The organism is Spirosoma sp. KCTC 42546, from assembly GCF_006965485.1.
Taxonomy (GTDB): Bacteria; Bacteroidota; Bacteroidia; order Cytophagales; family Spirosomataceae; genus Spirosoma.
Genome location: NZ_CP041360.1, coordinates 6,682,069 through 6,694,198 on the forward strand (window position 1 = coordinate 6,682,069; position 12,130 = coordinate 6,694,198).

Annotated in this window: 10 protein-coding genes; 3 read left to right on the top strand and 7 right to left on the bottom strand. The window is 48.4% G+C overall.

What is annotated here, in order from left to right; genetic code table 11:
* Positions 1-110: 110 nt before the first annotated feature.
* The 3 genes from ahcY to EXU85_RS27395 form a co-directional block, all read right to left on the bottom strand.
* Positions 111-1,421 (bottom strand): adenosylhomocysteinase, encoded by a 1,311-nt coding sequence (gene ahcY, locus EXU85_RS27385; protein WP_142775136.1) that lies wholly within the window; start codon positions 1,419-1,421, stop codon positions 111-113.
* A 227-nt stretch (positions 1,422-1,648) separates the two neighbouring features.
* Positions 1,649-3,511, bottom strand: coding sequence for a PQQ-binding-like beta-propeller repeat protein (locus EXU85_RS27390; protein WP_142775137.1), 1,863 nt, complete (start codon positions 3,509-3,511; stop codon positions 1,649-1,651).
* Between the two features lie 32 nt (positions 3,512-3,543).
* Positions 3,544-4,038 carry a RidA family protein gene (locus tag EXU85_RS27395; protein ID WP_142775138.1) on the bottom strand — a complete coding sequence of 165 codons (495 nt, stop codon included), beginning with the start codon at positions 4,036-4,038 and terminating at the stop codon, positions 3,544-3,546.
* Between the two features lie 140 nt (positions 4,039-4,178).
* On the opposite strand from EXU85_RS27395, the gene EXU85_RS27400 reads away from it, so the two are divergent.
* Positions 4,179-4,676, top strand: coding sequence for a MarR family winged helix-turn-helix transcriptional regulator (locus tag EXU85_RS27400; protein ID WP_142775139.1), 498 nt, complete (start codon positions 4,179-4,181; stop codon positions 4,674-4,676).
* A 4-nt stretch (positions 4,677-4,680) separates the two neighbouring features.
* Positions 4,681-5,157, top strand: coding sequence for a GNAT family N-acetyltransferase (locus EXU85_RS27405; RefSeq protein ID WP_142775140.1), 477 nt, complete (start codon positions 4,681-4,683; stop codon positions 5,155-5,157).
* Between the two features lie 86 nt (positions 5,158-5,243).
* Here EXU85_RS27405 and EXU85_RS27410 read toward each other — a convergent pair whose 3' ends face one another.
* The 4 genes from EXU85_RS27410 to murF form a co-directional block, all read right to left on the bottom strand.
* Positions 5,244-6,911 (bottom strand): beta-N-acetylhexosaminidase, encoded by a 1,668-nt coding sequence (locus EXU85_RS27410; RefSeq protein WP_142775141.1) that lies wholly within the window; start codon positions 6,909-6,911, stop codon positions 5,244-5,246.
* A gap of 36 nt (positions 6,912-6,947) precedes the next feature.
* The gene (locus EXU85_RS27415; RefSeq protein ID WP_246859267.1) at positions 6,948-7,565 is read right to left on the bottom strand and encodes a GDSL-type esterase/lipase family protein; all 618 of its coding nucleotides are present in this window, start codon (positions 7,563-7,565) and stop codon (positions 6,948-6,950) included.
* A gap of 46 nt (positions 7,566-7,611) precedes the next feature.
* Positions 7,612-8,193, bottom strand: a complete 582-nt coding sequence (locus EXU85_RS27420; RefSeq protein WP_142775143.1) for a hypothetical protein — start codon at positions 8,191-8,193, stop codon at positions 7,612-7,614.
* A 106-nt stretch (positions 8,194-8,299) separates the two neighbouring features.
* Positions 8,300-9,625, bottom strand: coding sequence for a UDP-N-acetylmuramoyl-tripeptide--D-alanyl-D-alanine ligase (gene murF / locus EXU85_RS27425; protein WP_142775144.1), 1,326 nt, complete (start codon positions 9,623-9,625; stop codon positions 8,300-8,302).
* 144 nt (positions 9,626-9,769) lie between these two features.
* Between murF and EXU85_RS27430 the strand changes: the two genes are divergently transcribed.
* Positions 9,770-12,019: an FG-GAP-like repeat-containing protein gene (locus tag EXU85_RS27430; RefSeq protein WP_142775145.1), complete on the top strand. Its 2,250-nt coding sequence runs from the start codon at positions 9,770-9,772 to the stop codon at positions 12,017-12,019.
* The last annotated feature ends 111 nt before the right edge of the window (positions 12,020-12,130 follow it).

Sequence of the window (12,130 nt, forward strand, 5' to 3'; positions counted from 1 at the left end):
ACAAATTTAATGCAAAAAAGCGCGGCCTCGTTTCCGAAGCCGCGCGTAGTGATGTTTGCTATAAGATAGTTAATGTAGGATATACCATACATCTTACATCCTATATTCTTTTAGTACCGATACATTTCTGACTTGAACGGACCTGACATGGGTACACCAATATAGTCGGCCTGCTCCTGCGCGAGTGGCTCCAGTTTAGCACCCACGTGAGCCAGGTGTAAGGCAGCTACTTTCTCATCAAGAATTTTTGGCAATACGTATACTTTATTCTCGTATTTATCCGAGTTAGCCCACAGCTCCAATTGCGCCAGTGTCTGGTTCGAGAACGAGCACGACATCACAAACGAAGGGTGGCCCATTGCACAGCCCAGATTCACCAACCGGCCTTCGGCCAGTACGATGATTTCTTTGCCATCGACTTCGTACATATCAACCTGTGGCTTGATCTGGCTCTTCGAGTGACCGTAGTTTTCATTCAACCAGGCCATATCAATTTCGTTGTCGAAGTGGCCAATGTTACACACAATGGCTTTGTCGCGCATGGCTTTGAAATGCCGGTCTTTAATAATCCGAACGTTACCAGTAGCCGTTACAAAAATCTGCGCACGGGGAACTGCTTCATCCATCGGAATTACTTCAAAGCCATCCATAGCAGCCTGTAGCGCACAGATTGGGTCAATTTCCGTTACCAGAACCCGGCAACCTGCACCCCGTAGTGACTCAGCCGAACCCTTACCTACATCGCCATAACCAGCCACAACAGCCACTTTACCAGCCAGCATCAAATCGGTAGCCCGACGGATCGCATCAACCAGTGACTCACGGCAACCGTATTTGTTATCAAATTTCGATTTCGTAACGGAATCATTTACGTTGATAGCAGGCAGGTGCAGCGTCCCATTCTTCATCCGCTCGTATAGGCGGTGAACACCCGTTGTCGTTTCTTCCGACAGGCCTTTGATGTTCTGAATCAACTCAGGATATACATCGAACACCATGTTGGTCAGGTCACCACCATCGTCAAGAATCATGTTGAGTGGCTGACGATCTTCGCCGAAGAACAATGTTTGCTCGATGCACCAGTTGAATTCTTCTTCGTTCATTCCTTTCCAGGCATACACTGGAATCCCGGCAGCCGCAATGGCAGCAGCAGCATGGTCCTGTGTCGAAAAAATGTTACAGGACGACCAGGTTACATCGGCACCCAATTCCACCAAGGTTTCGATAAGAACGGCGGTCTGGATAGTCATGTGGAGGCATCCGGCAATCCGGGCACCTTTGAGTGGCTGCGATGGGCCATATTCAGCACGAAGGGCCATCAGGCCGGGCATTTCGGCTTCGGCAAGTTTGATTTCCTTGCGGCCCCACTCGGCCAGCGCGATGTCCTTAACCTTGTAAGGAACGTAGGTTGATGTTTCCATATGGATTTTTAGCCGTGCGGGCGGCCCTGTTACGAAGGAATGGATATTCGTGATATCAGTATTACTTCGCGGCTTTTGGTTTCTTAGTAAAGTGCAAAAATAAGTAGTAGACAGCAGAATCCCTACTTGAAATCAAACAGTTTAGCTTTTGGCGAACACAGCAACTTTCCCTGATTACAAAACCAGGAATTTACCAAGTCGGCGGTCTGTACATTTAGTTAATGGTATCACTTAACGGTAACTTGAAGCCGAGCCACTTTCCCATCCATCGTTGTTATAAGTACCTCCCGGTTTCCCAATGGGAAAATACGGTTCACCATGGCATTAGAAAGTTTATGCGCCCAGTTTACCCGGCGGGTCTGGCGGTCAACCGCATACAGTACCCCATCGTCTGTAGGAATAAAAATAATCCCATCCCGTTCGATGATAGGAGATGGACTGATTTCATAACCGTAGTTGCAGTTGACAAACCAGGCTGGTTGGGGACTGTCTGACCGGGTCGATAAGGCCCAGATCGTATCGGTCATGCACTTCACATAAACCAGCGATCCATCTTCGGAGAGTCCACTGGCCTCAAATCCTTTATGCTGATTCGTTTTCCAGATTTCCCGGCCATTGGTAGCATCAAGTGCGGTAACGGTCCGATCAGGTGTCTGTAGGAAAATCCGACCGTTCGTTAACAGGGGAATGCCAGCAGCTGGTGAGAAGTTTCGGCTTTTCCCATTGGTCCAGGTCCAGGCTGGCTGCCCTGTTTTCTTGTCAAGCGCGTAGAACGTTGACCCCCAGGAGCCGAAATAAATTTTCTGTTTATCGGCAATAGGAACAGATTCAACAAAGCCATGTACATCGCCAAACGTCCACTGCTCCGATCCGTCTTTCAGCGACAAGGCTCTGAACTTACCTTCAGAACTACCCATGTATACAACATTCCCATCAATGAGCGGGCAGGCAACAATGGGTTTGCCCGTTTCAACCTTCCAGTTAAGTTTCCCATTTCGCTTATCGAGGCAATAGATAGTGCCATCGGTAGAGGCAACAACCAGTCGGTTTTTCAGTATGGCGGGCGTCGAATAAATCTTGCCTTCTGTTGCCAATCGCCATTTTACAGAGCCATCGGTTAACGACAGCGCCACCAGTTGACCTCTGGTATTGGGGTAAAAACAAGTCGTTTTATCGGCAATGATACCCGCGCCTATATCACTGCTATCCTGCTTTTCCCAGACGGCTTGTACGTTTGCATACCGCTCATTAAGCTGGTACGATGGCCGCGGATAGTGTTTTGAGTCCTGACGGAATCGGTGGTTCTGGAGTAAGACCGTTCGCCAGGGGGCTTCGGTTCGTCCTTCTACAGGGCCAACGCTTGGTGTCCGAACGGAAAAGGTCATTGTGTCATTCCGAATCGTGACCAGATTGTACCCGCCAACTGCATCTTTTGCCCGTAAGTTTGAGCGGCCCATGGTAGCCGGAATACCCTCGGCATCCATCGCCTGATTGGCATGACCATGGCCGCACAGCGTGGCCTGTATGTTCGTCTTTTTCAGGTCGTCAATGAGAAGGTACCAGTTAGCGAGGGCATCATCGAGCGGGTAATGGTTCATGAAAATCACCGGTCGGTCGGAGCCTTTCAGTTTTTCAACTTCAGACCGGAGCCACAGCACATCTTCCCGGGCAACCAGCCCCGGCGACATCCGCATATTAGGGCCACTGCCACAACCAATGAAACGATAGTTGCCAAAATCGAAGGCAAACCGTTCACTCCCAAACACCTTCCGAAAACTGTTACAGCCATTCTCCGACCACTTTGTATCGTGATTGCCCGGAAAAATGTACCATTTCTTCGTCAGGCCATCCAGAATTCGTTTAGCTGTGTTGAGCTCCTGTTCAGTACCAAAATCAGTAACATCCCCGGTGACAACGACAAAATCAATACCGGGTAGTGCGTTTATATCATTGACCGTTCGTTGCAGGTCTTCGGCGGCCGTTTCGGGAGCACCAACGTGTGTATCGGTCACGAATGCGAACCGAATGGATTGGGCCACACTGCGGCTATCGATAAGAAAGAATAAAGCCAGAAAAAATAGTTGTTTCATGAATGCTGAGTTCGTGGGTGTAGAAGCTGCCGTTACTTCAGGGCAACTATCGCTTCAATTTCAATCAATACATCTTTATCGTATAAGCCCTGTACCCCTACATACGTACTCGCAGGCGGATTTGGCGAATCCACCGCACTGGCGGACCGGCCAGCGCTGGTAAAATACTGGCTTCGTATATCCCGTACAATACCGATCTTCTCGGCATCTGTGTTGACAACATAGGTCGTCGTTTTAATGACATCGGCAAAGGTAGCACCTACAGCTTCCAGTGCTATTTTGAGGTTTTCGAGTACTTGCTTTGTTTGTCCCCGAAAATCGCCTTTGTTTATGATTTCGCCTTTGGCATTCGCTGACACTTGCCCCGATATGTAGGCAATTCGACTCCCCTGTGTGACTACAATTTGGGTGTAATTTTTAGAAGTAGGCAGGCCGGGCGGGTTACTATACTGGAGCTGTTGAGCAACTGCCGCTTGGGTACCCAGCAGCGCACTTAAGAGGAGAATAAATTGGCGGACGGAGTTCATGAGGCTTCTTTTTTATGGCAAAGCTATCCAATGAGCCTGGAACGTCCTTGTATCGATGATCAGAAATAATTGAACGGTAGCTTGACTCGACTAAACGTTTTTCATAACTATGTAAGTTCTTACGTAACCCCTTACATAGTATGGATTTTATGGCCGAAATGGCCGAGTTAGCGCTTGCCAGCCGACTCAGGCGATTAAGTGATGTGTATTGGCAGGGTGTAACCGCAACCTACCGGCAGTCGGGTCTGGATTTCGATGTACGATGGGCCACCATTTTTGTGCTCATTGCCCGGCAAGGACCCGTGGCTGTTATGGAGATCGCCGAGCGATTAGGCATAACGCACCCTGCTGTGATTCAGGTAATTAACGAACTGGAAAAGAATAATCTGATTACCTCCGCCAAGTCGGAGCAGGATGGGCGAAAACGCTTGCTGACACTGAGCGAAACCGGCCAGGAGATGCTTCCAAAACTCCAGCCTTTGTGGGATGCCTTTATTGCGGTCAATCAGGAAATGCTGGGCAAACAGGCGCACAACCTGCTAACCTCACTTCAGGAAATGGAAACACAACTGGCCGAACGCACCTTCTTCGACCGTATTCAGGATCAATTAAACCGAAACAAAACTAACTACTGTTAAGACGATGAACGACGTTTCCATCATTCCTTACTCACCAGAGTATCAGCCTGATTTCAAACGCCTGAATATTGACTGGATTTCCCATTACTTTACGGTTGAACCGCACGACCTGGAGCAATTAGATCAGCCTGAAACGTATATCCTGCCAAACAATGGCCAAATCCTTCTGGCTCGGATTGGCGATAAAATCGTTGGTTGCGTAGCCATGGTCAACACCGGAATACCGGACCAGGAAGAGACCAGCTTCGAATTAGCAAAAATGGCGGTTTCGCCAGATACACAGGGCAAGGGAATTGGTAAAAAGCTATGTGTAGCCGCCATTGACTACGCCCGGCAACTAGGGGTTAAAACCGTCTGGCTCGAATCAAATCGAATCTTAACTCCTGCCCTGACCATGTACGCCAGCGTAGGCTTCCGGGAAGTGCCCAGCGTGCCCACCCCCTACAGCCGGGCTGATATTCGAATGGAGATGATGTTATAAATGGCATTAACCACAGAGGCACAGAGAACACAGAGTTTTTAGGCACTATTTTTTCTCTGTGTTTTCTGTGCCTCTGTGGTTAAACCTTATTTCTTCGCGGTTTCTTTCGGCCAGACATACTCGAAGTTCTTATTGATCGGAGCTTCAAAGTAATTGACATTCAGGTAGTCTAATCGTTTTTTATGTACTTCCAGACGCTGCTTGAAATCGTCAATGTTCTTACCCTCGGCGGGTGTCCAGGCCGTTTCGGCAACGGCAATCAGGCGTGGGTAGGTCATATACTCAACGTATTGTGTCGTTGGCAGATATTCCGACCAAATGTTAGCCTGCACACCTAGTACGTGCTTTGCCTGTTCAGAAGTCAGACTATCCGACACTGATGGGTTAAAACTATACACTTTTTCGAGGGGCAAAAAACCGCCAATTGCGACTGGTTGAGGCTGCGTTTTCGGATCGACCTGGTAGTAATCGAGGTAGCAGTAAGTGGTTGGACTCATCACAACATCATGATTCTGACGAGCAGCAGCAATGCCTCCCTTTATACCCCGCCAGCTCATTACCGTAGCATTTGGCGATAGTCCCCCCTCCAGAATTTCGTCCCAGCCAATGATCCGGCGGCCTTTGGACATAACAAATTTGTCGATGCGACGGATAAAATAGCTTTGCAGTTCGTGTTCATCTTTCAGGCCTTCTTTCTTCATCAATTCCTGACAGAACCGGCTCTGTTTCCATTCCGTTTTCGGGCATTCATCACCGCCAATGTGGATGTATTGACTCGGAAACAAATCCATTACTTCGGTAAGCACATTTTCCAGAAACGTAAACGTTTCCTCGCGCGGAAAAAGCACTTGATCATGGACACCCCAGGTGCTGCTTACGGGCAGCATACGGTCGATGTTACCACCTAGTTCGGGGTAGGCAGCCAGCACCGCAACGGAGTGACCAGGCATTTCAATTTCGGGAATAACCGTTATAAAACGCGCCTGCGCATATTTAACCACGTCCCGTATGTCGTCCTGCGTATAGAAACCACCGTAAGGCTTGTTGTCGTATTTATGATCCCGGTAATGGCCCACCATGGTTGCTGGTCGGATAGAAGCCACTTCTGTCAATTTAGGGTATTTTTTGATTTCGATCCGCCAGCCCTGGTCCTCCGTTAAATGCCAGTGAAATGTATTCATTTTGTGCAGAGCCAGTAGGTCGATGTATTTTTTTATAAATGGCACTGGGTAGAAATAACGACCTACATCGAGCATCGAGCCCCGATAGCCATATCGTGGCTGGTCTTCGATCATGCAGGCAGGTATTGACCAGGTCACTCCACCTACTTTTGTGGAGCTGAACACAGCCGCTGGCATCAGTTGCATGAGCGATTGGACACCATAGAAAAAACCCTGAGGTTGCTCAGCGGATATACTAATTTGTTTCGGCGAAACAGTAAGCGTGTATCCCTCAGCCCCTAACTTCGATCCTTGAGCAGGTACAAACGCAATTCCTTTTGCTACTTTACCAACCGTAACCGTTGGGGTTGTGCCTGTAGATTTTGCCAATTGATCGGCCAGCATCTGCGCAATTCGGCGAACCTCCGCATGAGTTGACTGTACTGTAATAACCGGTTTTGCCGGTAGGATATAGCTCCCACTATTCGTTTCCAATCGGGTGGGTTTGGGCATAATGGCGTACGTAGCCGTTTGCGCATATAATCCCCCTGCCGAAACCAATAGAGTAATCAGGCAGACTAGTCGTTTTTTCATAGAGGAATAGGGTTTGTTAGAGACTAGCGGATGGATTTACTTCAAATAAGGACGCAACACCGTAGCCCACCGCTGATAGCCTTCGGGCAGCATGTGCAAGCTGTCGGGCTTAAATAGTTCGGGGACAGGCTGTCCGGCTTTTGTAAGCATCACAGGCCGAATATCCACGAATTGAGTATTCTTTCGTTTCGCCAGATACTGTTTAATGAGGTCATTAGCGATATCGTTTTCGGGGAAAAACTTCCGACGCGAGGGGCTGGGCTTGATCGAGATAAAGGTAAACAGCACATTAGGCAATTTCTGGCGAACATGCACAAATAAGGCTACAAAACGGTCAAAGGTCTGTTGCCCGGTTTGGTTGCCGGAAGCAATGTCATTTTCGCCTGCGTACAGAACAATTTGCTTTGGGTGATACGGAACAATAACCCGATCCGCATAGCGTACTACATCACTTAGCTGAGATCCACCAAATCCACGCTGGAGTATAGTATGTTTAGGAAAATAATCGGTTAAATTATCCCACATCCGAATGGATGAACTGCCCGTAAACACAATCGGATTTCGGGGTGGTGGCGAGGTTTTGTCCGCTTTTTCAAACGCAAGGATTTCATTTTCGAAGGGCGCATTTTGTGCTATCGAGTAGAATGGGATCAAGAGTAAAAAAAAGAATCTCATCATTGAGCCAGCAAAATTTACAAGGTTATGCAATCCAGAATCTAAATGTATCAACGAGTATCCAGGCTTTATCAACTTTTTCTAACATAATCAACTCTCCTCGTCCACAAGTACCACCACAGGAAAAACTACCGAAAAAAAGAGCTTTCGTTTTATCCGTACTATATGCAATCCTCGACACTCCAAAAATATAATGAGGCAATGAGTCAGCAGCTGGTTCTGAATCAGGGTGCAGCTTTCGAAATTGAGAGAGTAACTGTAGAGGATAGCGAACCTTTAATTTCGATGGTAGTAAAAAGGCTTGCCGTTGGTGGACAGATTGCTTAACGTTTTCAAATAGCGAGGCCCAGGCAGAGTCTCGTGCCTTATTGCACCTTGTAGTATCATTTAAATACTTACAGCGGTCACCTAAATTGCTGGTTACCCATGACCAAGTTGTTTTGGGGTGAATATTAAGTGCCGTACTCGTGGTTGAGTCAGTTAGGATAATTGGCGTTACCGCTGGAACATGTTTGTAAAACGAGAACCCATTCAGATAACTTGAATATATTCCATAATCATCATCTGTAAGAAGAGCCGATTCATTTACCGGTTTACAGAATGACATACCCAGGCACAAGCAAATTAGGAGTTTATTAAGGTACATCATCTACGAACAAGCAGGGTTTTCTTGCCAATAGATTCAGGAAAGCGTAATTTCCATACCCTACTTGTCAAATAAAAGGCACGACGGTCTCTAAACTCATGCCCCGAGAGCCTTTCACCAATACGTGCGTATCGCTCATAGGATTGTCCATGAGCCAGTTGTGTAACGAAAATTTATCAGGAAAATAGTAGGCTTTCGGCAGATAGCCCAGGGCGTAGTGCATGTCTTTGCCGGCCAGAATGACCAGGTCAAACTGGCTGTCGGCAATGAGTTTACCCAGTGCCGCATGTTCCGCTTCACTTTCGTCGCCGAGTTCGTACATATCACCTAAAATCACCACTTTGCGTTTGGCCGGAGTAGCGGCAAACTGGCGAATGGCCGCCGACATTGAACTGGGGTTGGCATTATACGCATCGAGCAACACCGTATTGGTGCCTTTGGTAATGACCTGCGAGCGGTTATTGGTTGGATTGTAATCCGCAATAGCGCGATTGGCCTCTTCGGGCGATATACCGAAATAATCGCCGATTGCCAGTGCCGCCATCATGTTCTCGAAATTATATCGCCCCGGCAGATGGGTTGTTATTTCCTGACCGTTTGAATCACGGTAAACAACAACGGGCGACTCCTGCACTAATTCAATTGGCTCGTTGGGTGAATCCACAGCGGGATAGAAGATAGCTTCGGCAAAGACAGCCTCCGGGCGGTGATGTTTCAGTCGTTCGCGGTACATGGCGGTCAGGGTTTTATCGCGCGAATTGATAAAGACCGTTTGGCCGTTCTGAATCAGGTAATCATACAATTCGCCTTTGCCTTTTCGAACACCCTCAATTCCCCCGAAACCTTCCAGATGTGCTTTGCCAACATTGGTAATCAAACCGTGCGTAGGTTGGGTAATGGAACAAAGGAGTTCAATTTCCTTCTGATGGTTCGCGCCCATCTCAACAACCGCCATTTCATACTGCTCAGTAATAGCGAGCAAGGTTAGTGGCACACCAATATGATTGTTCAGATTGCCGATAGTGGCATAGGTTTGGTAATTTTTCGACAATACAGCCGCTATTAACTCTTTTGTAGTCGTCTTGCCATTGGAGCCGGTTAGACCAATAACGGGGAAGCTAAACGTTTTTCGGTGGTGGCGAGCCAGGTCCTGCAAGGCCGTTAACCCGTCAGTAACGAGCAAACAGCGTTCCTGATCGCGGGCGGCAACGGCGGGGTCATCAACCAGTGCATAGCGGGCACCCGCTGCCAGAGCCTGCCCGGCAAATTGATTCCCATCAAACTTATCCCCTTTGAGGGCAACAAACAGGCAATCGGGGGTAATTCGGCGTGTATCGGTCGAAACACCCGTGCATTCCTGAAATTTATGGTATAGTTGTTCGATGGTATTCATCACATTCGGAACAGTTTCTTCGTTTTCAATGAAAGATTTAAACGCAAGGGACGCAAAGGTTGCACAAAGGGCGCAACTAAAATTTTGCTTTGCGCCCTTCGCGTAACCTTTGCGCTCTTTGCGTTTAAAATCGCCCAAAATTAGATGAAAAAGCTGTTTACGCTTTGTTTTTTGCTCAGCCCATTGCTCAACTATGGGCAATCTGCCGGAGCCATTGCCTTTCGGTACGATCAAAGTCCAACAATTAGTGTAAGTAACAAAGTATTAATAAACCCCTGGGCGGGTGGGTTAAACACAACCCAGTACTCGACCATTCGTTTAAATGACGATGCCCGGGACGACCTCGTGGTGTTTGACCGATCCACAAACAAGGTCAGTACATTCCTGGCAATTGACAACCCAACCGGCAGCGGAATCGCCTGGAAATATGCCCCAGAATACGAAACGGCGTTCCCCAGGATCCTATACAGTTGGTTATTGCTGGTCGATTATGATCTCGACGGCAGAAAAGATCTGTTTACCTACGGAGCTGGGAATGTCCGGGTGTTTCACAATGAATCGCAGAATGGGCAGGTTGTGTTCAAAGTAGCCGCCGATCCGTTGATGACGCTGGGCCTGAGCGGAAGCCGAATTCAATTGTACGTTGGCGGCACCGATATCCCCGCCATTACCGACTATGACGATGATGGCGATGTGGACATTATCACCTTCGATGCAGACGGCAACATATTAGCCTACCAGCAAAACATGAGTTTTGAACGGACAGGCCTAAAAGGTGGCCTGGACTTTCAACGCACCGGTGATTTATGCTGGGGCCACTTTCGGAAGGAGTTCTGTAATGATTTTACCTTTGGCTTTACGTGCGATGGATCGGGACGGGTAGCTGCCAGTCCCGTTAAACCGAGCGGGGCACGGCCCATGCATACAGGTAACACACTCACGGTGGTCGATACGGATGGCGATGGGAATAAAGATCTGTTGTTCGGTTTTGTAAGTTGCGAAAACATAGCCCGGCTGCGTAATGCAGGCCCCAACAGCGACAAAGCGAATTTCACGAGTTATGACAGCCTGTTTCCTGCCAGCACGCCGATTCTGTTTCCGGCTTTCCCTGCTACTTTTTTCGAGGATGTAGATGGCGATGGTCAGAAGGACTTACTGGCATCGCCCAATGTGAATGCAAACGACAATTATGCCTTCGATTTTCGGGCATCGGGCTGGTTCTATAAAAACACGGGAACAACCCAAAAACCGAACTTCGAGTTAGTTCAGAAAGATTTCCTGCAAAGCGATATGCTTGATCTGGGTGAGCGAGCTGCTCCAGCGCTGGCGGATCTGGATGGCGATGGTGATATAGACATGCTCGTTGGGTATGGCGGAACTGGCCTGGGCTCCGCTTACCGAGCTGGCATCTGGCAATTCGAGAATAAGGGTACGACCCAGAATCCAGCGTTTGTGCTTGTTACAACGGATTATCTAGGCATTGCCAAATCACTTGCGCTGATTAATACCGTTCCTTCATTTGTTGATGTTGATGCCAATGGCAGTATGGATCTTGTTTTAACGGGAACATCTGCGCAGGCGGTTGAAATTCGGGTATTGATCAACTCGGCTGCTAAAGGTGCGCCAGCCCAATATAACCTTAGCAGTGCTATACGATGGCCTACACCGGATCTGATGGCCCCGCTTGATCTACTTACCGTAACGGATGTTGATCGGGATGGTAAGCCGGACCTTTTGATTGGCCGGTATAACTATGGTACAATTCTTTACTACCGAAATGCCGGAACAGCAACCAGCCCCAGCTTTCAGCTGCAAAACCAGACGTTCGGCGGTATTACTACCGACGATTATATTTACGCAAAGGCCCGTTCTATTGTGGTAGCCGACTTAAACGGCGATCAGAAAAATGAACTGGTCCTGGCGGCTGCGAATGGTACCGTTCGGGTTTATCAATTCCCCGACCCGGTCAACCAGTCCCTTACGCTGATCGACTCCTTGTCTTCCATCGGCTTACCGGGTATGGGCCTTGTTGCCGCTGCCGCCGACCTGGATGGTGATCAACTGCCTGATCTGATGCTGGGTAGTATTGCGGGTGGACTTCGCTACCTAAAAAATACGTCCAAGAAAGTAGTTGTCACAGGAGTACCTGAAGAACCAACGGGTCCCTGGGCGTTTCCAAATCCAACCGATCGCTACCTGACTGTACGCCCGCCCTTCACAGGTCGCGCAGAAGTACTTTCCTTATCAGGCCAAAGCATGCTGCCAACCCAACCCGTTTCGACTGATACCGACACGATAATTGATCTCGGCAGTCTACCCGATGGCACGTATCTGTTGCGACTCATGGGCGATAATCGGCCGGTGCAGGTACAGAAAGTGGTTGTCTGGAAATGACAACCGCGATACAACCCTTAAAAAACGGAAGCTGTACCAGTGTACACTGGTACAGCTTTTACCTTGAAATACACTAAAGTTATAAATCAAAAAAGGCGCATTAACTAACCC

Excerpts from the sequence above, each read along its gene's own strand:
- ahcY (WP_142775136.1), bottom strand. The coding sequence starts at position 1,421 with ATGGAAACATCAACCTACGTTCCTTACAAGGTTAAGGACATCGCGCTG.
- EXU85_RS27420 (WP_142775143.1), bottom strand. The coding sequence starts at position 8,193 with ATGTCATTCTGTAAACCGGTAAATGAATCGGCTCTTCTTACAGATGAT.
- EXU85_RS27390 (WP_142775137.1), bottom strand. The coding sequence starts at position 3,511 with ATGAAACAACTATTTTTTCTGGCTTTATTCTTTCTTATCGATAGCCGC.
- EXU85_RS27405 (WP_142775140.1), top strand. The coding sequence starts at position 4,681 with ATGAACGACGTTTCCATCATTCCTTACTCACCAGAGTATCAGCCTGAT.
- EXU85_RS27395 (WP_142775138.1), bottom strand. The coding sequence starts at position 4,038 with ATGAACTCCGTCCGCCAATTTATTCTCCTCTTAAGTGCGCTGCTGGGT.
- EXU85_RS27410 (WP_142775141.1), bottom strand. The coding sequence starts at position 6,911 with ATGAAAAAACGACTAGTCTGCCTGATTACTCTATTGGTTTCGGCAGGG.
- EXU85_RS27400 (WP_142775139.1), top strand. The coding sequence starts at position 4,179 with ATGGATTTTATGGCCGAAATGGCCGAGTTAGCGCTTGCCAGCCGACTC.
- EXU85_RS27430 (WP_142775145.1), top strand. The coding sequence starts at position 9,770 with ATGAAAAAGCTGTTTACGCTTTGTTTTTTGCTCAGCCCATTGCTCAAC.
- murF (WP_142775144.1), bottom strand. The coding sequence starts at position 9,625 with ATGAATACCATCGAACAACTATACCATAAATTTCAGGAATGCACGGGT.